This window comes from Acidovorax sp. Root568 (assembly GCF_001427445.1).
In the GTDB taxonomy this organism is placed as follows: domain Bacteria; phylum Pseudomonadota; class Gammaproteobacteria; order Burkholderiales; family Burkholderiaceae_C; genus Acidovorax; species Acidovorax delafieldii.
Window position 1 is genome coordinate 148675 of the sequence record NZ_LMGP01000001.1, and the last position, 23512, is coordinate 172186.

General features: G+C 67.5%; 21 protein-coding genes and 1 riboswitch. Of the genes, 11 read left to right on the forward strand and 10 right to left on the reverse strand.

All coding sequences use genetic code 11. The features are described 5' to 3' along the window. The first annotated feature begins 88 nt into the window (after positions 1–88). Together ASD75_RS00695 and ASD75_RS00700 are read left to right on the forward strand one after the other, a co-directional pair. Positions 89–1249 carry a serine hydrolase gene (locus ASD75_RS00695; RefSeq protein ID WP_056742283.1) on the forward strand — a complete coding sequence of 387 codons (1161 nt, stop codon included), beginning with the start codon at positions 89–91 and terminating at the stop codon, positions 1247–1249. 242 nt (positions 1250–1491) lie between these two features. Beyond that, positions 1492–2034, forward strand: a complete 543-nt coding sequence (locus ASD75_RS00700; RefSeq protein ID WP_056742285.1) for a shikimate kinase — start codon at positions 1492–1494, stop codon at positions 2032–2034. Positions 2035–2157: 123 nt separating this feature from the next. On the opposite strand, the gene ASD75_RS23570 is transcribed toward ASD75_RS00700, so the two are convergent. After that, on the reverse strand, positions 2158–2583 hold the full coding sequence (locus ASD75_RS23570; RefSeq protein WP_143227305.1) for a hypothetical protein: 426 nt from the start codon (positions 2581–2583) through the stop codon (positions 2158–2160). A gap of 207 nt (positions 2584–2790) precedes the next feature. On the opposite strand from ASD75_RS23570, the gene ASD75_RS00705 reads away from it, so the two are divergent. Further along, positions 2791–3270, forward strand: a complete 480-nt coding sequence (locus tag ASD75_RS00705) for a VOC family protein (protein WP_056742287.1) — start codon at positions 2791–2793, stop codon at positions 3268–3270. Between the two features lie 112 nt (positions 3271–3382). On the opposite strand, the gene ASD75_RS00710 is transcribed toward ASD75_RS00705, so the two are convergent. After that, positions 3383–4306, reverse strand: a complete 924-nt coding sequence (locus tag ASD75_RS00710) for a LysR family transcriptional regulator (RefSeq protein WP_056742290.1) — start codon at positions 4304–4306, stop codon at positions 3383–3385. 158 nt (positions 4307–4464) lie between these two features. Between ASD75_RS00710 and ASD75_RS00715 the strand changes: the two genes are divergently transcribed. Further along, entirely contained in the window at positions 4465–4866 is a 402-nt protein-coding gene (locus ASD75_RS00715; RefSeq protein WP_056742291.1) for a RidA family protein, read from the forward strand. 75 nt (positions 4867–4941) lie between these two features. Here ASD75_RS00715 and metH read toward each other — a convergent pair whose 3' ends face one another. From metH to ASD75_RS00735, 4 genes are all read right to left on the reverse strand, one after another. Next, positions 4942–7680, reverse strand: coding sequence for a methionine synthase (gene metH / locus ASD75_RS00720; RefSeq protein WP_082564833.1), 2739 nt, complete (start codon positions 7678–7680; stop codon positions 4942–4944). 26 nt (positions 7681–7706) lie between these two features. Next, positions 7707–7817, reverse strand: a riboswitch (S-adenosyl-L-homocysteine riboswitch). A gap of 29 nt (positions 7818–7846) precedes the next feature. Next, positions 7847–9178, reverse strand: coding sequence for a DUF11 domain-containing protein (locus ASD75_RS00725; protein ID WP_056742294.1), 1332 nt, complete (start codon positions 9176–9178; stop codon positions 7847–7849). A 105-nt stretch (positions 9179–9283) separates the two neighbouring features. Further along, positions 9284–10039 carry a hypothetical protein gene (locus tag ASD75_RS00730; protein ID WP_056742296.1) on the reverse strand — a complete coding sequence of 252 codons (756 nt, stop codon included), beginning with the start codon at positions 10037–10039 and terminating at the stop codon, positions 9284–9286. 88 nt (positions 10040–10127) lie between these two features. Then, positions 10128–10583: a PACE efflux transporter gene (locus ASD75_RS00735; protein WP_056057131.1), complete on the reverse strand. Its 456-nt coding sequence runs from the start codon at positions 10581–10583 to the stop codon at positions 10128–10130. A gap of 74 nt (positions 10584–10657) precedes the next feature. Here ASD75_RS00735 and ASD75_RS00740 point away from each other — a divergent pair, with 74 nt between their 5' ends. After that, positions 10658–11599: a LysR family transcriptional regulator gene (locus tag ASD75_RS00740; RefSeq protein ID WP_056742298.1), complete on the forward strand. Its 942-nt coding sequence runs from the start codon at positions 10658–10660 to the stop codon at positions 11597–11599. A 33-nt stretch (positions 11600–11632) separates the two neighbouring features. On the opposite strand, the gene ASD75_RS00745 is transcribed toward ASD75_RS00740, so the two are convergent. After that, positions 11633–12469: an MBL fold metallo-hydrolase gene (locus ASD75_RS00745; RefSeq protein WP_056742300.1), complete on the reverse strand. Its 837-nt coding sequence runs from the start codon at positions 12467–12469 to the stop codon at positions 11633–11635. Between the two features lie 98 nt (positions 12470–12567). Here ASD75_RS00745 and ASD75_RS00750 point away from each other — a divergent pair, with 98 nt between their 5' ends. Both ASD75_RS00750 and ASD75_RS00755 read left to right on the forward strand, forming a co-directional pair. Next, positions 12568–13557: a GlxA family transcriptional regulator gene (locus ASD75_RS00750; protein WP_056742301.1), complete on the forward strand. Its 990-nt coding sequence runs from the start codon at positions 12568–12570 to the stop codon at positions 13555–13557. Between the two features lie 315 nt (positions 13558–13872). Then, entirely contained in the window at positions 13873–14784 is a 912-nt protein-coding gene (locus ASD75_RS00755) for a PPK2 family polyphosphate kinase (RefSeq protein ID WP_056742303.1), read from the forward strand. A gap of 57 nt (positions 14785–14841) precedes the next feature. Here ASD75_RS00755 and ASD75_RS00760 read toward each other — a convergent pair whose 3' ends face one another. Further along, positions 14842–15594 (reverse strand): hypothetical protein, encoded by a 753-nt coding sequence (locus ASD75_RS00760; RefSeq protein WP_056742305.1) that lies wholly within the window; start codon positions 15592–15594, stop codon positions 14842–14844. A gap of 291 nt (positions 15595–15885) precedes the next feature. On the opposite strand from ASD75_RS00760, the gene ASD75_RS00765 reads away from it, so the two are divergent. The 3 genes from ASD75_RS00765 (at position 15886) to ASD75_RS00775 (ending at position 20703) form a co-directional block, all read left to right on the forward strand. Further along, a complete protein-coding gene (locus ASD75_RS00765) occupies positions 15886–17193 on the forward strand; it encodes a Glu/Leu/Phe/Val dehydrogenase (protein ID WP_056057120.1) in 1308 nt (435 codons plus the stop codon). A gap of 295 nt (positions 17194–17488) precedes the next feature. Continuing rightward, on the forward strand, positions 17489–19177 hold the full coding sequence (locus tag ASD75_RS00770) for a class I adenylate-forming enzyme family protein (RefSeq protein ID WP_056742307.1): 1689 nt from the start codon (positions 17489–17491) through the stop codon (positions 19175–19177). A gap of 8 nt (positions 19178–19185) precedes the next feature. Further along, positions 19186–20703 (forward strand): MFS transporter, encoded by a 1518-nt coding sequence (locus ASD75_RS00775; protein ID WP_056742308.1) that lies wholly within the window; start codon positions 19186–19188, stop codon positions 20701–20703. 19 nt (positions 20704–20722) lie between these two features. Here ASD75_RS00775 and ASD75_RS00780 read toward each other — a convergent pair whose 3' ends face one another. Continuing rightward, on the reverse strand, positions 20723–21895 hold the full coding sequence (locus ASD75_RS00780; RefSeq protein ID WP_056742311.1) for a hypothetical protein: 1173 nt from the start codon (positions 21893–21895) through the stop codon (positions 20723–20725). A 207-nt stretch (positions 21896–22102) separates the two neighbouring features. On the opposite strand from ASD75_RS00780, the gene ASD75_RS00785 reads away from it, so the two are divergent. Then, positions 22103–22747 carry a hypothetical protein gene (locus ASD75_RS00785; RefSeq protein ID WP_056742313.1) on the forward strand — a complete coding sequence of 215 codons (645 nt, stop codon included), beginning with the start codon at positions 22103–22105 and terminating at the stop codon, positions 22745–22747. Positions 22748–22800: 53 nt separating this feature from the next. On the opposite strand, the gene ASD75_RS00790 is transcribed toward ASD75_RS00785, so the two are convergent. After that, positions 22801–23427, reverse strand: coding sequence for a hypothetical protein (locus ASD75_RS00790; RefSeq protein WP_056742315.1), 627 nt, complete (start codon positions 23425–23427; stop codon positions 22801–22803). Positions 23428–23512: the final 85 nt, after the last annotated feature.

Below are 23512 nucleotides of genomic sequence, written 5' to 3' on the forward strand. Positions count from 1 at the left end.
CCCCGTGCGCTCTCTTTTTGATAGCTTCCAGCGCAATATGCACTAGCGCTACCGGCCCAAATTGCCTCAAATCCCTCCTCCAGCCGCCATGAACCCCTCTGCCCTCGCCCGCCTGCGCTCCGTGCTGCAAACCCATGTGGACCAGGGCCTGCTGCCCGGTGCCGTGGCCCTTGTCCATCACCAGGGCCACACCGTGCTGCACACGGCGGTGGGCCACCAGCGCCCGCCCAGCGCCGCATCGGCGGTGCCCGCCATGGCGCCCGACACGGTGTTCCGCATCTACTCCATGACCAAGCCCATCGCCTCGCTGGTGGCGATGATGCTGATGGAAGAAGGCCGCCTGCTGCTGTCGCACCCCGTGGCGCACTACCTGCCCGCGTTTGCAGGCCAGCGCGTGTACGACGAAGCCACCGGCACCACCGCCCCCGTGCAGCGCGAGGCCACAGTGCACGACCTGCTGCGCCACACCGCCGGCCTGAGCTACGCGTGGGAGGCCGGCACCGTGCCAGACGCCTACCGCGCCGCCCGCGTCGGCTCGCGCCGCCATAGCAATGCGGATCTGGTCGCGGCGCTGGGCCCTTTGCCCCTGGTCCACCAGCCAGGCACCCGCTGGGAATACAGCCGGGCCACCGATGTGCTGGGCGCGGTGCTGGAGGTGATCGAGGGCGAAAGCCTGGGCGCCATCCTGCAACGCCGCGTGTTCGGCCCGCTGGGCATGCACGACACGGGCTTTGCGGTGCCCGCCGCGCAGCAGCACCGCCTGGCCGAAGCCTTTGAGCGCGACCCGCAGACCGGGCTCGGCATGCCCTTGATCGACGTGACCGCACCGCCCATGTTCGAATCGGCCGGTGGCGGGTTGGTGTCTACCGCCAGCGACTACGCGCGCTTCCTGCAGCTCATGCTGGGCCGGGGCACCGCCCCCGGGCCCGACGGCCTTGGCGCCCCCGTGCGCCTGCTGGGCCGCGCCACCGTGGACTTCATGACCTCCGACCACCTGGGCAGCCTGCCCGTGGCGGGCGACATCCTGCCCACCGGCTACGGTTTTGGCCTGGGCGTGGCGGTGCGCACCGCCACCGGCCAGGCCACGCGCCCCGGATCGGCCGGGCACTACAGCTGGAGCGGCCTGGGCGGCACCTTCTTTTTTGTGGACCCTGCGGAAGACCTGTTCGCGATCCTGCTCACCCAGGCGCCCGGCCAGCTGCGGTATCTGTGCGAGCTGTACCCGGCGCTGGTGTACGCCGCACTGTGATTCGGACACCCCCCTGAGCGGCTTTGCCGCTTCCCCCCGCTCTCGCGCTGCGCGCGGGCAGGGGGACGACGCCCTCGCTGCGGGGCGGCCCTTGCTCGGCGTCTCTGGCGGGGGCAGCGCCAGTTCCAACCGCTGCGCATGGCAACAGAGGCCCCGGCTTACACTCGGCGTCCAGTCACGGCACGCGGCGCAGCGCCACCCGCAGCACGCAAACCCGTCCCCCAGATCTCTTTTTTGAACCTATGCAGATTCGCTGCGCACTGGTCGGCATGCCCGGCTCGGGCAAATCCACCGTTGGCAGGCAACTGGCCCACCGGGCGGGTGTGCCCTTCATCGACCTGGACCACCGGCTGGAACAGACCCTGGGCACCACCATCCGCAGCTTCTTCGAGGCCGAAGGCGAAGCCCGCTTTCGCGACATCGAATCCCAGGTGCTGGCCGACGTGGCCCAGCAGCCCGGCGGCATGGTGCTGTCCACCGGCGGCGGCGCCGTGCTGCGCCCCGAGAACCGCGAGGTGCTGCGCCAGTTCGGCAACGTGCTGTACCTGCGCGCCTCGCCCGAAGAAATCTTCAAGCGCGTCAAACACGACAAGACCCGCCCCCTGCTGCAAGGCGGTAACCCCATGGACAAGCTGCGCGACCTCTACGCCCAGCGCGATCACCTGTACCGCGAGACCGCCCACTACGTGATCGAAACCGGACGGCCTTCGGTGCACACGCTGGTCAACATGGTGATGATGCAGTTGGAGATGGCGGAGAGTGCGAGTGGGACGGGGTCGCGCTGAAGGGCAAGACAATTTGCGGCTCCAAGCACGGTTAAAGGCCTATCGGTTCAGACAACCAACGGCAGACAACGGCCAAGAGCCGTCGGTTGCATCACGGATAAGCATTCACTCAGCAATTGATGCTCAGGGGGCCGGCGCCGCACGGCGTAGCTCTTCGCGAAGCAGCTCAAACTGGCGCACGTAGTAGGAGCGTGGAAGCTCTTGCTGAATGTCAAAGGCCGGTGAATTTAGACGTTGCTCAGCTTCTTGAAGCACGCTCTCAACTAAATTTGGCGCTGCAAATGCCTTGATCAAACTCTGTGCATAGAAGAGCAGTGGTTGCGGACTAAACGGATCAAGCAAAGCCGCTTCTCGGTACAGCTGGTGTGCTTTGTCAGGGTAACCAGCACGAGCCTCCACTTCGCCAAGGTTGTGTAGCAGGAACCCCAAAGATTCGTTGTCGCCTGCATCTCGCGATTGAGCGATGAGCTTCTCAAAGCCTACTCTGGCAGCAGCGTAATCGTTGGCTGTTGCTGCGAAGACAGCCGCGCGGTAATCGGGGTTGTTCATTGACGCATTTTTATAGTAACTCTCAGTTGCGGTTGATTTACAAGGCAACCTGAATCACAGACCGCTTTGGGGAACCAAAGCCCACCGTCGGCTTCGGGCCCATTCCATCCCAATCTCAAAGAGCTATTCGACACCGCACAAACTGCCAAAATCTCGGCTCCATCCCGCTCAGCCCGATCATCCTCCGGTTCCCAACAGGAGCACCCCATGTCCCCCAAAACCACCCTCTGCCTCTGGTTCAACGGCACGGCACTGGAGGCGGCGACGTTCTACGCAGCCACCTTTCCCGACAGCGCCGTGGGGCGGGTGATGCATGCGCCCGGCGACTACCCCGCAGGCCAGCAGGGTGACGTACTGACGGTGGAGTTCACGGTGCTGGGCATCCCATGCCTGGGGCTGAATGGCGGCCCGGCCTTCACGCACAGCGAGGCGTTTTCGTTCCAGATCGCGACGGACGATCAGGCTGAAACCGACCGGCTGTGGAACGCGATTGTGGGGAACGGCGGGCAGGAGAGCGCCTGCGGCTGGTGCAAGGACCGGTGGGGGCTGTCGTGGCAAATTACGCCACGGGTGCTGACGCAGGCCATCGATGACCCGGACCGCGCGGCAGCCAAGCGGGCCTTTGACGCGATGATGGGCATGCGCAAGATTGATGTGGCGGCCATTGAGGCGGCGTGGCGTGGGTGACTTGGGTGATGGCGGTGCCGCAGATTTTTCACTTGGTGTGGTGAATTTTTGACTCAAAACCCTGCCTTGCGCCTGTCCAGTAATCTCTTTTAGCTATTTATTCAATAGCAATTTACCTGCTGCGCCCCATCACCGGCGCATGCAGCGCCATCAACCCTGCCACCCATTCAATGAACACCCGCACCTTGGCGCTCACATGCCGTTGGGGTGGGTAGGCCACGTACAGCGGCATCGGCTCCAGCGTCCAGTCCTGCAGCAGGGGCACCAGCTCGCCTGTGGCCACGTGGGGGCGGGCCATGTAGTCGGGCAGCCAGAGCACGCCCAGGCCCGCCAGGCCTGCGGCCAGGTAGGCGTTGCCGTCGTCCACAGCGCAGATGTCGTGGCCCTGGGCGTGCACATGTTCGGTGCCGCGGCGCATCTCGAAAGGCAGAGGCTGGCCGGTGCGCGCCCACAGAAAACCCACGGTGCGATGGTGAGGTCCTTCCAGCGCCTGCGGGTGCTCGGGCGTGCCCGCGCGCTGCAGGTAGCTGGGGGCGGCGTACACGCGCAATTGCAGGTCGCCCACATGGCGTGCGACGAGCGCCGGGTTGGTGAGGGCGCCGCCGCGCACCACGCAGTCCACGTTGTCGCCCACCATGTCCACTGGGCGGTCGCTCACGCCCATGTGCAGGAGGATGTCGGGGTACTGCGCGTGGAACGCGGGCAGCGCGGGGATGAGGACCAGGCGCGCAAGGGGGCTGGGCACGTCCACCCGCAGGCGGCCCCGGGGCGCGGCGGCGGCGGTGGAAACGCTGGCATCGGCATCGTCCAGGTCGGCCAGCAGGCGCACCACGCGCTCGTAGTAGGCAGCACCATCGGGCGTGACCTGCACGCGCCGGGTGGTGCGGTGCAGGAGCTTCACGCGCAGGCGCGCTTCGAGCTGCTGCACCAGCTGCGTGACGGTGGTGCGGCTCAGGTGCAGGGTGAGGGCAGCCTTGGTGAAGCTGCCGGATTCCACAACGCGGGCAAAGGCCTGCAGGGCGTCAAAACGGTCCATGGCGTACAGGTAGTTGAGGCGTGCCGAAGGGGCGGCATGCCCGCCATTGTTTGGCGATCAGGAACAGTGGTGCACAGATTAGCCGGTTTATCGGAACAACGCGCGCTTCTACAGTGCCTTCATCGCAATCATCTGCCCTGCAGAACGAAAGGAATCCCATGCCCCACCGTGATGTTGTCTTCCCCGCAGGCCGCCAGGCGCTGTACGAGCGCAACCGCTATTCGCCCGCCGTGCGCGCCAACGGTTTTTTGTTTGTCTCGGGCCAGGTGGGCAGCCGCGAGGACGGCTCGCCCGAGCCCGACCTGAAAGCCCAGGTGCGCCTGGCGTTCAGCAACCTCAACGCCGTGCTGCACGCTGCAGGCTGCACGTTTGATGACGTGGTGGACGTGACGATGTTCGTGGTCAACCCGGAGGCGAACTTCGAGACCGTCTGGGGCGTCGTGCCCGAGTTCTGGGGGGAGGCGCCCTACCCCACGCTCACCGGCATCGGGGTGACCTGGCTGTACGGGTTCCAGTTCGAGATCAAGGTGATCGCGAAGCTGCCTGGCTATAAGGGCTGATGGGCCGGAACATTTGAATCAAACAGGCTTCCAGCGCTTATCGAAAAAGCGCTGGAAGCTATTCAATTCATAGCATCACAGGTTCGGCGCCAGCAGCCGCTCCAGCACCCTCTCCTCCATGCCCCGGCGCTGGGCCATGTCGTGCAGTTGGTCTTCGCCAATCTTGCCGACGTTGAAGTACACGCTGTCGGGGTGGCCGATGTAGAAGCCGCTCACGCTGGCGGCGGGCATCATGGCCAGGCTTTCGGTGAGCGACATGCCGATCTCGCCAGCCTGCAGCACGCGGAACAGGTCGGTCTTGGCGCTGTGGTCCGGGCAGGCGGGGTAGCCGGGCGCGGGGCGGATGCCCTGGTACTTCTCGGCAATCATGTCGTCGTTACTCAGCGCTTCACCGGCAGCGTAGCCCCACAGGTCGGTGCGCACGCGGTGGTGCAGGGCTTCGGCAAAGGCTTCGGCCAGGCGGTCGGCCAGGCTCTTGAACATGATGGCGGAGTAGTCGTCCAGCGCGTCGATGAAGGCTTTTTCCTTCTTCTCGATGCCCAGGCCCGCCGTCACGGCAAACATACCGGCGTAGTCGGCAATGCCGCTGGACTTAGGCGCCACAAAGTCGGCCAGGCAACGGCTGGGGCGGGTCACGCCGTCGATGGTGTGTTTCTCGGCCTGCTGGCGCAGGCCGTACCAGGTCATGGCCACTTCGGTGCGGGTGTCGTCGGTATAGAACTCGATGTCGTCATCGTTCACGCTGTTGGCGGGCAGCAGGGCAATCACGCCGCTGGCCGTGAGCCACCGGCCTTCGATGATCTTCTTAAGCATGGCCTGCCCATCGGCAAACACACGCGTGGCTTCCACGCCCACGATCTCGTCGGTGAGGATGGCGGGGTACGGGCCGGCCAGGTCCCAGGTCTGGAAGAACGGGCCCCAGTCGATGTACTTGGCCAGCTCGGCCAGGTCGAAGTTCTTGAACACGCGGCGGCCCAGCGCGCGGGGCACGGCGGGCTGGTAGGCCGACCAGTCGATCGGCGTCTTATTGGCGCGGATCTTGGCCAAGGGCCACAGGGGTGTGGCCTTTTTGTTGGCGTGCTGGGTGCGCACCTTGTCGTAGTCCGCGTTGAGCTCGTCCACGTAGTTCTGCACGCCGTCGCCCAGCAGGCTTTGCGCCACGCTCACGCTGCGGGACGCATCGGGCACGTAGACCACAGGGCCTTCGTAATGCGGAGCGATCTTGACGGCGGTGTGCACGCGGCTGGTGGTGGCGCCACCGATGAGCAGCGGGATCTTCTTGATGCGGAAGTGGTCGTCCTTCTGCATCTCGCCGGCCACGTACTGCATCTCTTCGAGGCTGGGGGTGATCAGGCCCGACAGGCCCACGATGTCGGCCCCCTCGACCTTGGCGCGCGCCAAAATCTCGTGGCAGGGCACCATCACGCCCATGTTCACCACCTCGAAGTTGTTGCACTGCAGGACCACGGTGACGATGTTCTTGCCGATGTCGTGCACATCGCCTTTCACAGTGGCGATGACGATCTTGCCCTTGCTGCGCACGTCGCGGCCGGCCAGCTCGTCCTGGCGCTTTTCTTCTTCGATGTAGGGGATCAGGTGGGCCACGGCCTGCTTCATCACGCGCGCGCTTTTCACCACCTGGGGCAGGAACATCTTGCCCGCGCCGAACAGGTCGCCCACCACGTTCATGCCGTCCATGAGCGGGCCTTCGATCACGTGCAGCGGGCGGCCGCCCTTGGCCAGGATGGCGCGGTAGGCCTCTTCGGTGTCTTCGGTGATGAAGTCGGTGATGCCATGCACCAGCGCGTGCGACAGGCGTTCGCCCACGGTCTTGGGGTGCTCGGGCGTTCCGCGCCATTCGAGCTTCTTGCTCTCGTCCTTGGCGCCGCTCTTGGCGGTTTCGGCGATCTCCACCAGGCGCTCACCCGCGTCGGGGCGGCGGTTGAGCACCACGTCTTCCACACGCTCACGCAGCACGGGCTCCAAGTCGTCGTACACGCCCACCATGCCCGCGTTGACGATGCCCATGTCCATGCCCGCCTGGATGGCGTGGTACAGGAACACGGTGTGGATGGCCTCGCGCACCGGGTCGTTGCCGCGGAAGCTGAACGACACATTCGACACACCGCCCGACACCTTGGCGCCCGGCAGGTTCTGCTTGATCCAGCGCACGGCCTCGATGAAGTCGACCGCGTAGTTGTTGTGCTCCTCGATGCCGGTGGCCACCGCAAAGATGTTGGGGTCGAAGATGATGTCCTCGGGCGGAAAGCCCACCTCATCCACCAGCACGCGGTAGGCACGTTCGCAGATCTCGATCTTGCGCGCGTAAGTGTCGGCCTGGCCCACTTCGTCAAACGCCATCACCACGGCCGCAGCGCCATAGCGCTTGACCAGGCGCGCCTCGTGCTTGAACTTCTCCACGCCCTCTTTCATGCTGATGGAGTTGACGATGCCCTTGCCCTGGATGCAACGCAGACCGGCTTCGATCACCTCCCACTTGGAGGAGTCCACCATGATGGGCACGCGCGCGATGTCGGGCTCGGAGGCGATCAGCTGCAGGAAGCGCACCATGGCGGCCTTGCTGTCGAGCATGGCCTCGTCCATGTTGATGTCGATGACCTGGGCGCCGTTCTCTACCTGCTGGCGCGCCACAGCCAGGGCCTCTTCGTACTGGCCGTTCAAGATCATGCGCGCAAACGCCTTGGAGCCGGTGACGTTGGTGCGCTCGCCGATGTTGACGAACAGCGTGCCCTCACCGATGGAGACGGGCTCCAGGCCGGACAGCTTCAGGGGGGGAATGGACAAATCGGACATAAGGCTCACCTGCGCGGCACAAGGGGTTCAGGTGAGCGTCGTTGTCGATGGAAGGCGGGGGCGTGCGCGGCCCAAGCCTGACGGGCCGCCCTACCCCATGAAAGGCACGGCGGGCCGCTGCAACGCTCCTTGGACCGAGGAGCGATTGTAGTTGCCAGCCCGGGGATCAGCGCAGCATGCGACGGCTGCGTGCCGCTGCCAGCAGCACCAGACCCGCGAGCGCCAGCAGCGCCCATTCGGACAGCGTCGGGATAGCACTGGGCGCCGCTGTGATGGTGTCCGTGTCGGTGGCGCTGTTGTTGCCCGGCGTGGGGTCCGACACGCCGCCAGGGGCCGACACCGTGGCTGTATTGCTCAGCGTGCCTGTGGCCGAAGCGCTGACCGTGGCGGTGACGGTGTAGATCACCGAGGCGCCGACGGGCAGATTGACCGAGTCACTGATATTGCCGCTGCCGGAGGCCGTGCAGGTGCCACCGCTCGCGCCCACGCAGGTCCATGTGCCGCCGGTGAGCGCAGCAGGCAGGGTGTCCGAAACCGTCGCACCCGCCACACCGGAGGGGCCGGCGTTGCTCGCGGTGATGGTGTAGGTCACCGTCCCGCCGGCCGTGACGGTGGTCACCCCATCGGTCTTGGTGATGGCCAGGTCGGCCTGGGGCGTGATGGTGTCGGTGTCCGTGGCGCTGTTGTTGCCCGGGGTGGGGTCGGTCACGCCCGCAGGCGCCGTCACCGTCGCCGTGTTGCTCAGCGTGCCCGTTGCCGCCGCACTCACCGTGGCGCTCACGGTGTAGGTCACCGAGCCGCCCGCAGGCAGATTGACTGTGTCGCTGATGTTGCCGCTGCCCGAGGCCGTGCAGGTGGCGCCGCCCGCGCCCACACAGGTCCAGGTGGCCGTCAGTGCGGCCGGGAAGGTGTCGGCCACCGTGGCGCCCGGGGCGTCGGACGGCCCGGCGTTGCTGGCGACGATGGTGTAAGTGACAGACCCCCCCGGCACTGCGGTGGTCACGCCGTCAGTCTTGGTGATGGCCAGGTCGGCCTGCGGATCGAGCGTATCGGTATCCGTGGCGCTTTCATTGCCCGGATTGGGGTCGGTCACGCCTCCTGGCGGTGCCACCGTCGCCGTGTTGGACAAACTTCCCGTGGCCGCCGCACTGATCGACGCCGTGGCGGTGTAGGTCACCGACCCGCCGACCGGCAGATCGACCGTGTCGTTGATGTTGCCGCTGCCCGAGGCTGTGCAGGTGCCGCCGCCCGCGCCCACGCAGGTCCAGGTGGCGGTCAGCGCGGCTGGGAAGGTGTCGGCCACCGTCGCGCCAGTCACGGGATCCGGCCCCGCATTGCTGGCGGTGATGGTGTAGGTGACCGAACCACCCGGCACTGCGGTGGTCACGCCGTCCGTCTTGGTGATGGCCAGGTCGGAAGACTGCGCATGTGCGGCCGTGGCCCCCATCATCATCATGAAAAAGACCACAGACACCCAGGACACAACACGTTGCAGCATGGCGAGATCCCCTCAGGTTTGAATAGGAATAGCGCCGCAGTGTAACGGGATGTTGTGCATTCGCATACACCCCGCGGCAGGCCAGCAGCGGGGCCCGGTATCGGCTCAACGCACCGGCAGGAATTGCAAAAAGGTGCCGCCCACAATGCCCTGCACATAGCTGATGGCGGCGCGGCGGTACTTTTCGGTAGTGAACGCGGCCAGCAGGTCCAGCCGCGCGATGATCTTGCCGAACTCGCGCTCGAAGCTCAGGTTGCGGCCCTGCTGGCCGATCTCGTCGGCCAGTAGCAGGGGCTGGCCTTGGGCGTTGCGGCGCTGCGCCAGCAGCCACACGGCGGTCTCGACGTTGCGCGCGGCGTTGTAGAGGTGCTGGGCATCCATGCCGTCGAGCAAGAAGAACTCGGTCTTGCCGCCGTGGGCCGTGATGATCATGTCGGCCGTGGCGTAAATGAAGGCCGCCACGCGGTCGCCTGAGAACTCGGGCGCCAGGGCCAGCGCCATGGCGGCGATGTCACGGCGGCCCTGCAGTGGGGCCCAGGGCTGGCGCTGCAGCACGGCGGTGCGTAGCTGCTCCAGCGCCTGCTCGCGGCCGGTGGCGGCGCCCTTGCGCCATTCGGCGGGGTTGCGGCGGTACAGCTTGTCGGCCAGGCGCAGCAGGCCGTCCAGGTTCTCTTGCATGGCCAGGGTGGCCATGCGATTGGCGTCGGACTGGGCCAGTTCGGCGGCATGGGTGGGCGCCCCCTTCACCTCGCCGCGCGGCGTGGGGGCGTTGCTGGCACAGCCTGCCAGCACGCAGCAGGCCGCCACGCCAGCCCACCGACCCCGCACCCCCCGCAGCAGCAATAAAAACGGCCTACGCATGGGGCCGATTATGGGTGGCCGCTGAGCGCCCCAGCCCGCCGGCGAACGGCGGTTGACATTGTTTGAAGAAGCGCGCCCTGGGCTGTTGCTACGACGCCGCCATGGCCGATGCGGGCAGGCCGAACAGGTGGTCAAACACCCAGTTGAAGACAAAGGTGTAGCAAAGGAAGAACACGATGAGCCCCAGGTCCATCACGAACGCGTGCCACAGGCTCACGCCAAACCACCAGGCAAACAGCGGCACCAGCGTGAACACCAGGCCGCCCTCAAACCCGATGGCGTGCGCCACGCGCCGCGCCACGCTGCGCCCGCGCACGGGCTGGCGTGCCTCCCAGCGCTCGAACGCCCAGTTGAAGACGATGTTCCAGACGATGGCGATCACCGAGGCTGCCACCGCCACCACGCTCGAATGCCCCGCGCCCTGGCCCGTGAGCAGCGCCAGGCCCACCGTGGCGGCGCCGATGGCGATCAGCTCGTACAGGGTCACGTAGATCACGCGGCGTTTGACGCCTTGCAGGCCAAAAAGAGTGGGTGTCTTGTCCATGGGCGGTACTTTATATTCACCGTACTGACATATAAAGTCAGCTTATTTCAGTTTTATTGACAGATCAAACCGCCATGGCCTTCAACTCTGACAGCGTGCAGGTGTTTCTGACCGTGCTCGACCACGGCTCGTTCTCGGCCGCCGCGCGGGCCTTGTCGCGTGTGCCGTCGGCCGTGAGCATGACCATCGCCCACCTGGAGGCCGAGTTGGATGTGCAGCTGTTTGACCGCAGCGGACGCGAGCCCCGCCCCACCGCCGCCGCCCGCGCGCTGGAGCCGCAGGCCCGGCTGCTGGCGGGACAGCTGCAGCAGCTCAACGCCCAGGCGCTGGCGCTCACCCAGGGGCTGGAGGAGCGGCTCACGCTGGCCATTGCGCCCGAGCTGCTGGCCTCGCGCTGGACGGAGGCGCTGGCGGCACTGGCGCAAGAACACCCGCTGCTGCAGATCGAGGTGCTGGCCGCGCCGCAGGTGGATGCGCTGGCGCTGCTGCACAGCGGCCGCGCGCAGCTGGCGCTGGTGTTCGAGCGGCCCAGCATCGATGGGCGCGAGGGCTTTCAGGAAGTGGGCACCGAAACCCTGGTGGCGGTGATGGCGCCGCAGCACCCGGTGCTGGTGGCCGCCCGCGCCGCCGCCCAGGCGCGCGGCGCCCCGCCCGAGGACGCCATGTTGCGCGAAGAGCACCTGACCACCACGCGCCAGATCGTGGTGGCCAGCCGCGACCTGGCACAGACCGACCCGCGCTTTGTGTTTGCCCGCCACCACTGGCGCACCGACAACCACCTGGCCGCGCTGGGCCTCATCGAAGCCGGCCTGGGCTGGGGCTGGCAGCCGCGCGCGCTGGTGCAGTCGCGCATCGAGGCAGGGCGGCTGGTGGAAATGCCGTTCGAGAACCTGAGCAACGGCACCGCGCTGTGGGTGGACGTGGTGTGGTCCAAGGAGCGGCCGCTGGGCCTGGGCGCTGCGCGGTTTGTGGCGCTGATGCGGGACCAGCGGGCGCTGGAGACCGAGCTGGCGTGATTTATGGCCCTTTTGGGCGGTAGCGTTAGTCGATCATGCCGTAACAGCTATCAAATTCATAGCATTTTTTTGGGCGATGGGTCCGGGGTATTCACGGCACTCGCCGTCCTCGGGCACCCACAGGCGGTGCGCCCACCCGCCGCGCTGCGCCAGGGCGCGCACCTGAGCACGGGTGGTGGGGCAGTGGTCCAGCGCCTCCAGGTGGTTGACCACCACGGCGCCCGTCGTCAGCGCGGCAGCCTGTGCGACCTCGGCGGCGTCCATCAGGATGTCCGCGCCCAGGTCGAACCGGGCGCCACCTGCGGGCAACACGGCCACACCGGGCTGCAGACGCTGCAGGCAGTCGCGCACTGGGGGCGTCAGCACCGTGTCGCCCGCCAGGTACACGCTGGGCTCGCCCGGCAGCTCCAGCAGGTAGCCGTGGCCGTGCTCCATGAAGCGCGCCACCCAGCCCCGGCCGTGGGTGCAAGCCACGGGCGTGACCTGCCCGCCCAGCGCAAAGGGCTGGCGGCCCTCGCCCGCCAGCGGAAGCACCTGCAGGCCGCGCTGCGCCAGGTAGGCGGCGTCGCGCGGCATGCACAGGACGGGAATCTGGCGCTCCCGCAAAAACCGCTTGCCCGCGCGGTCCAGGTGGTCAAAGTGCCCACGCTGGCAATGGGTGATGAGCGCGTGGGTCACGCGCTGCAGCGCCGCGTCGGCCTCGGCGGGCAAATCCACCAGGGGGTTGCGCTGGCGCCGGGTGCCCAGGTAGCGCAGCGCAGGCAGGCTGCCCCGGGGCGCGAGCATGGGGTCCACCAGCAGGCCGACAGGGCGGCCCGCGTGCTGGAACTCCAGCAGGACGGTGGCGTTGCGCAATTGGGTGATGAGCATGGGGTGCTTTCAGTGGGAAGGGGTGTTGCCATTGTTGAAAAGCAGGCCTCCCCCGAAAATGGCGCAGATTGACAATTTCTTTCCTTTTTAAGCCACCCATGGTTTCACCGACCTCTCCACCCCAGCCGCCCCTGCGCGTGGCGCTGCTGCTCTACCCGGGCTGCATGCCCGCCGGCCTGTTTGCTGCGGCGGACATGGCACGCGCCGCCAACCTGCGTGCGCAGGCCAGCGTGATGGACATCTGCTGGGCGGGGGTGGACCTGCTGCCGGTGCCCACCTGGCAAGGCCCCGCGCTGGCCCCCACCGTGGCGCTGCAGCATGCCCAGGCCGATGTGGTGCTGGTGCCGGGCCTGTGGCTCTCGTCGCCTGACCAGCTGCAGGGGCCGCTGCAGCAGCTGGCCCCGGTGGTGCAGGCCTTGCGCGCGCTGCCTCGGCGCACCAAGGTGTGGAGCTACTGCGCGGGCGTGGTGCTGGCGGCTGCCAGCGGGCGGCTGCGCGGCCAGGGCGCCACAGCCACCTGGTGGTTGCGTGCGGCGCTGGAGCAGCAGTTTGCGCCGGTGGACTGGCGCTTTGACGAGCCGCTGGTGGCCGGCCCCACTGCCACCACGGCCGCCGGGGCCAACGGCTATCTGCCGCTGATGCTGCACGCGCTGTCCGCCCGCCTGCCGCCCCAGGCATTGACCGACCTGCAGGAGCTGCTGATGCTGCCCCGCCCCCGCACGGCGCACCCCGCATTTGCCGGGCATGACCTGATGACGCTGGCCGACGCCGACCTGCGCCGCGCCATGCTGTGGGTGCAGCGCAGCCCCGCCACCGATCTTCGACTGCCCGCGCTGGCCCAGGCGCTGGGCCTCTCGCCCCGCACGCTGGCGCGGCGGGTGCAGGCCCACACGGGCCTGACGGCGGCGCTGTGGATGCGCCGCATCAAGCTGCGCCAGGCCAGCGAGGCGCTGTGCGACACGCCGCTGCCGCTCAAGCGCATTGCCGAAGACCTGGGATTTGCCAGCGAGGCCGGGCTGCACCGCGCGTTCCGCCAGGCCACGGGGCAGACGCCGCTGGCCTACCGCATGGCACATGGCGCGCGCTAAGGGATCCTCTGCACGAATCGAGCGGCAAGTGGGCGCTGCGGATCGGGATGGGCTGCAAGGCGCAAAACGCAGCAATAGCCGCAGCTATTGCGAGTATTTGCAACGCCGCAGACCGCCCGAGACCGCAGCTGCACACGGCGCGGTGATTTGTGCAGAGGGTCCCTAAACGGCTCCTGCGCCAATTTTCAAGCCCGATCTGCCCCAAGCGCCAGTGAATCATGCGCAATCAGCTATCTACTTGATAGCATCATGTTTTCGTAGAAGATGAGACCGCGCCCCCACTGCTGACGTACGATGGCCCATCGAGGAGCCCGCATGAACCACCCGTTTCACAGCAGCAACAAAGACGTGGCCCAGCGCTGGTCGCAGTGGCAGCCGGACGCGCCGCAGCACGACGACGAGAAGCGGCTCGACGGCCAGCCCGAGCGGCGCAAGGCCGGAAAACACCGCCGCACGGTGGCGCTCAAGGACTTTGATCCGTCGGCCAAGCCGTTTTCGCTGGGCGACAAGCTCAAGGACAAGGCCGCCACCGAGTCGATTGCGCAGGAGCTGGACGCGCTGCAGAACCTGTTCTACGCCGACAAGCGCTACAAACTGCTGGTGATCCTGCAGGGCACGGACACGGCCGGCAAGGACGGCACCATCCGGGGCGTATTTGGCCGCATGAGCGCGCTGGGCGTGCACGCCGTGGGCTGGAGCGCCCCCACCGAGGCCGAACGTGCCCACGACTACCTGTGGCGCATCCACCAGAAGGTGCCCGGCGCGGGCGAGATCACGGTGTTCAACCGCAGCCACTACGAGGATGTGCTGGTGCCCGCCGTGAACGGATGGATCACCCCCGAGCAGCACCACCAGCGCTTTGGCCACATCAACGACTTCGAGCGCATGCTCACGCACACCGGCACCATCGTGCTCAAGTTCATGCTGCACATCAGCGCTGACGAGCAGCGCGAACGCCTGCAGGAGCGCCTGGACGACCCGGCCAAGCACTGGAAGTTCTCGATGAGCGACATCGAGGCACGCAAGCAGTGGAGCCAGTACCAGAAGGCCTACGAAATGCTGCTGGCCGCCACGCACACGCCCTGGGCGCCGTGGACCATCGTGCCTGCCAACTCCAAGACCCACCGCAACCTGATGATCGCCACGCTGGTGCGCGAAGTGCTCACCGGCCTGGACCTGCGCTACCCGCCGGGCGACCCGGCGCTGCAGAAGATCCGCATCGAATAGGCCCCGCACCGCTGCGGACACGGCAGCGGGCGGCGCGGAGACAGGCTGCGCATGCCATCACTGGCCCGGCGGGCATTCGGGGATGCGGCCCCAGGCGTCGCCGCAGAAGTTCTGCCGTGTGCGGGTGAGGCAGCTTGCGCGCGACAGCTCGTTGCTCATGGCCGCGCACTGGGCCAGCGCGCCGCGCAAGCGGGCCAGGCTGTCGCCGGGCGACGGCGCGGGCGCTGCGGGCGGCGGCCACGGTGCGTTGTCGACCGGTGCCACTGTGCGTGGCTTGCCGGTGGCAGGCAGCGATGCCGCATCGGCCACGCGGGGCGCGGTGACAGGCGTGAAAGGCGGCGCAAAGGCCGCAGATGCAGACGGCGGTGCAGCAGCGGTACTGCCTGGTGCGGACGCAGCGGCTGCCGGGCGTGCGCGTTCGGATTCAATGATTTCCTCCACCGGCTCGGCGCGGGCAGGTGCAGACTCCGCAGTGCCTGCGATGACGGGCACGGCGGCAGGGGCTGCGACGGCCGGGGCCTGCTGCGGGGGCGGCACGGCATCGGGCCGGCCCCGCAGGTACCAGGCCGCGGCGCCCGCCACCACCAGCAGGGCCACTGCGGCGCCTGCGTAGGCCATGGCCGGTCGCTGGCGCGCCGGGCCCGCAGCAGGGTGCTCGTCGTCATCGAACACAAACTCCATCGGCGCCGGGGCAGCGGGGGTGGCGAGGTTGGCCTCTGCCTCCAGGGGGTGGGCGCACTTCACGCACCAACGCGCCGTAGGGTGGTTGGGCGCCTGGCACTGCGGGCAGGCGGTGTAGGTCACGCTCATGGGATTTCCCTCTCTTTTTTCATGGGCCCGGCGGTCCGGTGCGTCCGGTGTGTGCCCGGTGCAGCGCCTGGTTCTGCGCCGGGCTGGCCGAGTCTAGGCGCAACGGGCCGCCCGGCAAGGTCCGGGCCCACGGGCCGCTGCCCCGCCGGTAGATTGCCGCACTGCAGCATGGGATTGGGTTACGCCAAACTATGCATCAAATGCATAACCCACAAACACACCGGCCTTGGACAGTGCCCGGGCCGAGGCATAAGCTTCGCAGTCTGAACTGATCCCACAAGGAAATTCACCATGTCAAACCCCGTCGGCGCCCCCGCCGCACAATCCCACCCCCTGCCCTCGTACCTGCAGGCCGACCACCTCGGCCCCTGGGGCAACTACCTGCAGCAGGTGGACCGCGTCACCCCTTACCTGGGCAGCCTGGCGCGTTGGGTGGAAACGCTCAAGCGCCCCAAGCGCATCCTGATCGTGGACGTGCCGATTGAGCTGGACAACGGCACCATCGCCCACTACGAAGGCTACCGCGTGCAGCACAACCTGAGCCGCGGCCCCGGCAAGGGTGGCGTGCGCTTCCACCAGGACGTGACGCTGTCGGAAGTGATGGCCCTGTCGGCCTGGATGTCGGTGAAGAACGCCGCGGTGAACGTGCCCTACGGCGGTGCCAAGGGCGGCATCCGCGTGGACCCCAAGAAGCTGTCGATGGGTGAGCTGGAGCGCCTGACGCGCCGCTACACCAGCGAAATCGGCCTGCTGATCGGCCCGTCCAAAGACATCCCCGCACCCGACGTGAACACCAACGGCCAGATCATGGCCTGGATGATGGACACCTACTCCATGAACGTGGGCGCCACCGCCACCGGCGTGGTCACCGGCAAGCCCGTGGACCTGGGTGGCTCGCTGGGCCGTGTGGAAGCCACCGGCCGTGGCGTGTTCACCGTGGGCGTGGAAGCCGCCAAGCTGACCGGCCTGGCGCTCGACGGTGCCCGCGTGGCCGTGCAGGGCTTTGGCAATGTGGGTGGCATTGCCGCCAAGCTGTTTGCCGAGGCGGGTGCCAAGGTGGTGGCAGTGCAAGACCACACCGGCACCATCTTCAACAGCAAGGGCGTGGATGTGCCCGCACTGCTGGCGCATGTAAAGACCCGTGGTGGCGTGGGCGGCTTTGCCGGCGCCGATGTGATGAAGGCCGAAGAGTTCTGGGGCGTGGATTGCGAGATCCTGATCCCTGCCGCGCTGGAAGGGCAGATCACCAAAGACAACGCGGGCCAGATCAAGGCCAAGCTCGTGATCGAAGGCGCCAACGGCCCCACGACCACCGAGGCCGACGACATCCTGCACGACAAGGGCGTGCTGGTGCTGCCCGATGTGATCGCCAACGCCGGCGGCGTGACGGTGAGCTATTTCGAGTGGGTGCAGGACTTCTCCAGCTTCTTCTGGAGCGAGGACGAGATCAACGCCCGCCTGGTGCGCATCATGCAAGAGGCCTTTGCGGGCATCTGGCAAGTGGCGCAAGAGCACAAGGTGAGCCTGCGCACTGCCACCTTCATCGTGGCCTGCCAGCGCATCCTGCACGCCCGCGAAATGCGCGGCCTGTATCCATAAGCCCTCGCCCGCCCCACCGGCCCGCCCCTTACCCGGGGCAGGCCGTCACACCACCGCCAGCCGCTGCGATCCAGCCCTGGCGGTTTTTCTTTGCCCAGGCCTTGCGCAGCCACCGCGGCTGTTGCGCCGTGGCGACGCAGCAAGCGCGCGCAACGGCCGTTCAAGGCCCCAGAACGACCGCGCAGCCGCCGCAGAAACCAAAAGATACGCACACATACAAATGGTGATCTTTCCACCGGACCTTGCGTGAAAAACTGCCTGGACTTCGCACTCACGCCGTCTTCGGGAGATTCTGGTGGCCCTTCCATCCCTGCGCAGCCTGCTGGCGCGCTTTCTGCTCAGCCGCCTGCGCACCGCGCGCTCCGTGGCCCGTCTGGCGTACCGCCTGAATCCCCACAAACCCGCGCTCATCGACCGGCGCGGCACCCTCACCTATGCGCAGTTGCAGGATCGCGTGTACCGCCTGCAGGCCTGGATGCAGGCCCAGGGCGTGAAGAAAGGCGATGTGGTCTTCACCTGGCTGCCCGAGACCGGTGAGCAGTACGAAACCCGCCTGGCCACGTTCGAGAACGGCACCATCTTTGCCAGCTTTCACAAGCACCTGCCGGCCGAGGCAGCGCTCACCACCATGGGCCGCGTCAAGCCCACGGTGTTCATCCACGACCCGCTGCTGAGCGCGCCCATCCTGCAGGCCGTGCGCGAGCAGTTGCCCGGCTTGCGCGTGCTGGCGCTGGGGGATGAATACGAGCGCGCCCTGGCGCAGCAGACCCCCTCTGCGGGAACGGCCGACGTGCACGAGGACGATGTGTTCGCGCTGCACATGACCTCGGGCACCACGGGCCTGCCCAAGTCCATTGGCTACAGCAACCGCAAGTACCTGGACAGCGTGCGCCTGATCTCCCGCGCCATCGACTTCAAGCCGCCCGCCAACGGGCCGGACGTGAACATGCTGGGCCTGCCGCTCACCGGCCCGGGCTCGGGCCTGGTGCTGCCCACGCTGCTGGCGGGTGCGGCGCTGGTGATGCCCGAGGACTTCCGCGCCACCACGCTGGCCGGGCTGATCCAGAAGCACCGCGTGTCGCGCGCTTTCCTTTCGCCCTCGGCCATCATCGACCTGCTGGACGAGCCCACGCTGGGCCAGTACGACCTGTCGTCGCTGACCCATGTGCCCTACGGCTCGGAGATGATGCCCGCGCCCAAGATCGCCGAGGCCATCCGCCGCTTCGGGCCCATCTTCCAGCAGGGCTACGGCTGCCTGGAGGCCCTGCCTCCCATCACCTGGCTGCTGCCCCACGAGCATGTGGACGCGCAAGGCAACCCGCTGGGCAACGACATCCTCTCCACCGTGGGCCGCGTGATGCCGGGCGTGGACGTGGTCATCCGCGACGAGCAGTTTGCGCCGCTGCCGCTGGGCCAGATGGGCCTGATCACCGTGCAGACGCCGGTGCGGTTTGATGGCTACTGGCTGGACCCGGAAAAGACCAGCGAGACCCTGCGCGACGGCTGGGTGGTGATGGGCGACCTGGGCTATTTCGATGCTGCGGGCTATCTGCATGTGCTGGGTCGCAGCGCCGACCGCGTGGTGCGCCACGGCCAGGCACTCAACCCGCGCGAGATCGAGGAAGTGGCGCACTGCCACCCGGCCGTCAAAGAGGCCTGTCTGGTGCAGCATGGCACCGCCGCCGTGCTGGTGGCCAGCCTGCGGCAGAGCTGGCGCAACGACCGGGGCACCCAGGCCCTGGAGCACGACCTGGCGGAGTTCCTGGTGCAACACCTGCCGCCCGAGATGCGGCCCGACGATGTGCGCCTGGTCACCGAAATTCCGCGCAGCTTCCTCAACAAGATGCTGCGGCGCGAGGTGCGCCTGATGCTGGAGGCCATGCCGCCGCGCAGCAGCGCGGCGCACACGGCGCGCGCAGACCCTGTGGCGGGCTCGATGTCGACTGCTCCCCAGGCCGAAGCAATGGCATACGCACACCCATGACAGCCCCCATGAACATGCAGCACACCCCACACATCCGGCTGAGCCTGGGCACCAAGCTCGGCTACGCCGTGGGCAACGTCGGCCTGCAGATGCTGATTGCGGCCATGAGCTTCCTGCTCATGATCTTCTACACCGATGTGGCCTTGGTGCCTCCGGCCGTGGCCGGTGCGGCGCTGCTGGTGGGCAAGGTGTGGGACACCATCAACGACCCGCTGTTTGGCTGGCTGACCGACCGCACGCGCTCGCGCCACGGCCGCCACCGCGTGTACCTGATCTATGGCGCCCTGCCGCTGTCGGTGGTGGCCGCCGCCGTGTGGATGGTGCCGCCAGGCCTGAGCCCCTGGGCAGCGTTTGTGTGGATCGCCGTCACCTACACCTTGTTCGACACCGTGATGACGCTGGTGCAGCTGCCCTACCAGGCCATGGCCGCCAACATGACGCAGGACTACGACGAGCGCACCAGCCTCACGGCTTTTGCATCCCTGGGTGCCCTGCTGGGGTTTTTTGCGGGCAGCGTGTTCATGCCCCTGCTGGTGCGGGCCGCGCCCGATGCGCGCACGGGCTACGCACTGGCAGGCGCCTGTTTCGGCCTGGCCGCCGGGGTCGCTGTGGCCGTGGTGGCCTGGCGCGTGCGCGAGCCCGCCACCACCGGCGACTTATCGCCTGCCGCACCAAACCCTCCAGCAGCCACACCCGGCTGGGCGTCGGTGCGCAGCACCCTGCTGGCCACGCTGCGCAACCGCCCGTTTGTGATGCTGGTGAGCGCAGCCGGGCTGGTGCGGCTGGGCCTCACGCTGGTGCAGGCCTCGCTCGCTTATTTCGTCATCTACCAGCTGCAGGGCGACAAGGGCGATCTGCCACGCTTCATGGGCATCCTGCTCGCGGTGGTGGGCGTCTCGCTGTTCGTCTGGAAGCGCGTGGTGGACCGCTGGGAGAAGAACCGGGCCTACATCCTCGGGCTGGTGTTTTGCTGTGCGGGGCTGCTAGCGCTGTACTGGGTGGGCCCAGGCCAGCAGGCCCTGGTGACTGGCATCCTGGTGGTGGTGGGCATTGGCATGGGCGCGCACTGGATCGTGCCGTTTGCCATGGTGCCCGACACCATCGACCACGGCCACATGCAAGCGGGCGAGCGGCAGACCGGCATGTACTACGGTCTGTATGGCCTGGTCGACAAGCTGGCTCGCACCCTGGCCACGGTGCTGGTGGCCGGCATGCTGGAGCTGACCGGGTATGTGCCCAACGTGGCCCAGTCGGCCCAGGCGCTGCAAGGCATCACGGCCATGACGGGCCTGCTGCCGGCGCTGTGCCTGGTGCTGGCCATCCCGCTGCTGATGGCCTACCCCATCACCCGCGCCCGCCATGCAGACCTGGTGCGCAGCGTGGGCGCTGCCGCCCCGGCGGAGACGGCCAGTGCGGCAGCAGTGGCCGCAACCCCTGTGCGCCAGAGCGAACACACCACCCGCCCTGCGTGGGAGCCCTCACGCACCCTGCCCGGTGGTGGGCACGACTTCGCACACAGTCGTTAGAGAACATCCGGGAGCGCCCTCAGGCAGACGGCGCTGGCCCGACCGGTTCGGGCGGCAACACGCCGCGCAGCGCCAGACAGAAGGGCTGCGCACACTCAGCGCGCGCTGCATACGGGCAGCCCACGGTCTCGCACAGGCCCGAATCCCCGTTGCGCGCCCGCGCGTCCTCGCGCGGCACCTGGCCGCTGGCCTGCAGCACGGCCATCTGCGTCCAGGGGTCCAGGCGGCCGGTGGCCTGCTGCAGCATGTCGCGGCCGTATACGGTGGCGGCCAGTTGCGGCTGCAGGTCCAGCACCAGCAGCGCACTGGTGCGCGGCGCGGCAGCATCCATGCCCTGCAACACCAAGGCCATCACCCCCGATTGCAACGCCTGGCCCCCGCCCGCAAAAGGCACCTGCAGCGCGCCACCCGCAGCACTGGCGCCCGCGCCCAGGCTTGCGCTGCCTTGCGCCGCCGCAGCGCCCACAGCGGCAGGTGACGCCTGGGCCGCCAGCCACGGCACCGGGGCACGCAAGGTGAGCGCCAGCCCGCGCGGCCCCTCGGGCGTCGACACCACGCCCTGGCGCACCAGCCAGGTTTGCAGCGGCGGCTGGTCGGCATCCAGCGCCCCGCTCTCCAGCGCCTGCGCCATGCCGATGGGCCAGGGCTGCGCGGCCACCACGCGCTGCGGCACCCCGGCCTGGGCGGTGACCTGTGCCACCAGGGCACTCACCATCCGCAGCAGCGGTGCGCTGAGGCCCGACGCAGGCCAGGCCGTGCCACTTGTGGCGGAGGCAGCGGACGCCGCCACATTGCCAGACGTACCCAGGGTTGCGCCACGAGGCAGCGCCGATGCCCCCGGGGGGGCAGCCCGCGCGGCCCCCTCACCCCTTGCGCCCGGCAAGCTGCCATCGGCCCCGCCCGCCCGGCGCGGGTCGAAGCCCGCCGCCAACTGTTCGCGCGCCTGGGGCGAGATGCTGGCCAGGTCCGCCGGTGCAGGCAACGGCCCGCCGGGCGGGCTGGGTGAGGTGACCGAGGGCGGCGGCGCGCTGGGGTCTGCCGTGGGCAACGGCGAGGGTGCGGCGGGTACAGCGGGTTTGGGTTTGGGTTTGTCCAGCCCCAGCAACGCCGTCTGCCGCTGCAGCGCCGCCTCGGCCAGGAACTGGGCCACGGGCGGCAGTGCCGTGCGGGACGGATCGATCGGGAGGGTCATGCCGGGTTGCCTGGGGAATGGATGCCCGATTCTGTAGTGATTCGTCCAGCGTGAACAGGCCATGGTGCGGGCAAACCTGTTGCCCGCATCAGCTATCAACTACATAGCAAAAGGTGCAATAAAGTCCGGCGCTACCGGCACTTTTTGCCCACAATCCGGTTCCACCGCCCGCCGCCTTGCCTCTCAGTGCGCAGCCACCTCCCCGCCATGCCCCCGCACACCACCGCCCGCTCGCGCCTTGTTGATCGCCACCCCACACCCCACACCGGGGTTGCGCCTGCACTGCTGATGGCCGTGCTGGGCTTCCTGCTGTTCAGTGGGTGGATGTATGCGCCGCAGTGGGAGCGCGCCTTCCGCTCGGACGGCTCGCCGGTGTCGTGGCTGTCGAGTGCGCTGCTGCTGGCGCTCAGCATCACGGCCCTGCGGATGGTGGGGGACCGCGCCCTGCCCCGGCGGCTGGGTGCCTGGCTGGCGCTCTCGTTTTTTGTACTGGCGCTGGACGAGCAGTTCATGCTGCACGAGCTGTGGAAGTTCCGCTGCCATGAATGGACGGACGCCTGCCGCTGGGCTCCCGTGCGCGAAGCCCCCATGCTCGCCGTGGCGGTGGTGGGCCTGCTGACCATGGCCTGGCTGCACCGCGCCTTGCTACACACCGGCACCCGCGCCCTGCTGTGGGCGGGCCTGGCTGTGGGCTGGCTGGCGATTGGTGTGGACCAATGGCCCGAAGTACAAGCGCGCTGGCCCAGTCTGCCCGAGCTGCCCGCCCTTCTGGCCACGCTGGAAGAAGGGCTGGAAGTGGTGGCTGAGGCGCTGGTGCTGGGGGCGTTGTTGCGTCAGCCGGGGTTGCGATAAGAAGCGAACGGAGTGAAGGCTTGACGACGAAATACGCTCCGCTCACAGGAGCGTTATTCATTCCGCGGTTTTTTTTTGGCCTTCAAAGCCTCGTGCCACTTCTCAGCTGCTTGCCCCATCGATGTCTTGAGGTCAGCGTCAATGTCGGAAGTCTGGAACATGAACGCCAGGCGCTCATTGACGACAACGGCAAGCTTCTCGTTTCTGTTAATGCGGCCAATGCTATCTGCCAAGCCATGATTGAAGGCCACGAACAGGGCGGCCAGACTTGCAAGAACCAGTGACTGGTCCTCATTGGCGCGGACGGGCGGCAGCATATCGTCAAGCCATCCGAGCATCACTGCCCTACCCTGCCGGATGAGCTTGGCCTGCGATGTGTAGCCGTGAAGGAGACCGCATCGCGCAGCGTACAAATCAACGCCACGGAGTGTGTACTCTGGCCCAGACAAGGTTAAGTAGCGGTCTGCCCAGGAGATGAAGTCCTCCCGGTCTGTATCCATTTTCTCGCGTGGTCGCTCGATTCCGGATGCTATGTCGATGGCGCTCATCAGCAGCTGCGCTCCAGCGGCCATACGCTTGTTCTCAAGGCAGAACTTGATGTCGGAAATGATGTGATCGAAAAAGACCGCGTGATACAGCCGCAGGTCAAGCCAGCCGTCCGGATTCAGTTTTTCCGCCATGAGTGCTTCCAGTAAAGCATGCAGTGACACCTTTTAAAGCGTCATAGGCGAATTGTCATGCAACCGGCGCGGGGGGCTACGGCTT

Bases quoted from the DNA above. Each gene is read 5' to 3' on its own strand.
- ASD75_RS00695 (WP_056742283.1), top strand. From the start codon at position 89: ATGAACCCCTCTGCCCTCGCCCGCCTGCGCTCCGTGCTGCAAACCCAT.
- ASD75_RS00700 (WP_056742285.1), top strand. From the start codon at position 1,492: ATGCAGATTCGCTGCGCACTGGTCGGCATGCCCGGCTCGGGCAAATCC.
- ASD75_RS23570 (WP_143227305.1), bottom strand. From the start codon at position 2,583: ATGAACAACCCCGATTACCGCGCGGCTGTCTTCGCAGCAACAGCCAAC.
- ASD75_RS00705 (WP_056742287.1), top strand. From the start codon at position 2,791: ATGTCCCCCAAAACCACCCTCTGCCTCTGGTTCAACGGCACGGCACTG.
- ASD75_RS00710 (WP_056742290.1), bottom strand. From the start codon at position 4,306: ATGGACCGTTTTGACGCCCTGCAGGCCTTTGCCCGCGTTGTGGAATCC.
- ASD75_RS00715 (WP_056742291.1), top strand. From the start codon at position 4,465: ATGCCCCACCGTGATGTTGTCTTCCCCGCAGGCCGCCAGGCGCTGTAC.
- metH (WP_082564833.1), bottom strand. From the start codon at position 7,680: ATGTCCGATTTGTCCATTCCCCCCCTGAAGCTGTCCGGCCTGGAGCCC.
- ASD75_RS00725 (WP_056742294.1), bottom strand. From the start codon at position 9,178: ATGCTGCAACGTGTTGTGTCCTGGGTGTCTGTGGTCTTTTTCATGATG.
- ASD75_RS00730 (WP_056742296.1), bottom strand. From the start codon at position 10,039: ATGCGTAGGCCGTTTTTATTGCTGCTGCGGGGGGTGCGGGGTCGGTGG.
- ASD75_RS00735 (WP_056057131.1), bottom strand. From the start codon at position 10,583: ATGGACAAGACACCCACTCTTTTTGGCCTGCAAGGCGTCAAACGCCGC.
- ASD75_RS00740 (WP_056742298.1), top strand. From the start codon at position 10,658: ATGGCCTTCAACTCTGACAGCGTGCAGGTGTTTCTGACCGTGCTCGAC.
- ASD75_RS00745 (WP_056742300.1), bottom strand. From the start codon at position 12,469: ATGCTCATCACCCAATTGCGCAACGCCACCGTCCTGCTGGAGTTCCAG.
- ASD75_RS00750 (WP_056742301.1), top strand. From the start codon at position 12,568: ATGGTTTCACCGACCTCTCCACCCCAGCCGCCCCTGCGCGTGGCGCTG.
- ASD75_RS00755 (WP_056742303.1), top strand. From the start codon at position 13,873: ATGAACCACCCGTTTCACAGCAGCAACAAAGACGTGGCCCAGCGCTGG.
- ASD75_RS00760 (WP_056742305.1), bottom strand. From the start codon at position 15,594: ATGAGCGTGACCTACACCGCCTGCCCGCAGTGCCAGGCGCCCAACCAC.
- ASD75_RS00765 (WP_056057120.1), top strand. From the start codon at position 15,886: ATGTCAAACCCCGTCGGCGCCCCCGCCGCACAATCCCACCCCCTGCCC.
- ASD75_RS00775 (WP_056742308.1), top strand. From the start codon at position 19,186: ATGAACATGCAGCACACCCCACACATCCGGCTGAGCCTGGGCACCAAG.
- ASD75_RS00780 (WP_056742311.1), bottom strand. From the start codon at position 21,895: ATGACCCTCCCGATCGATCCGTCCCGCACGGCACTGCCGCCCGTGGCC.
- ASD75_RS00785 (WP_056742313.1), top strand. From the start codon at position 22,103: ATGCCCCCGCACACCACCGCCCGCTCGCGCCTTGTTGATCGCCACCCC.
- ASD75_RS00790 (WP_056742315.1), bottom strand. From the start codon at position 23,427: ATGGCGGAAAAACTGAATCCGGACGGCTGGCTTGACCTGCGGCTGTAT.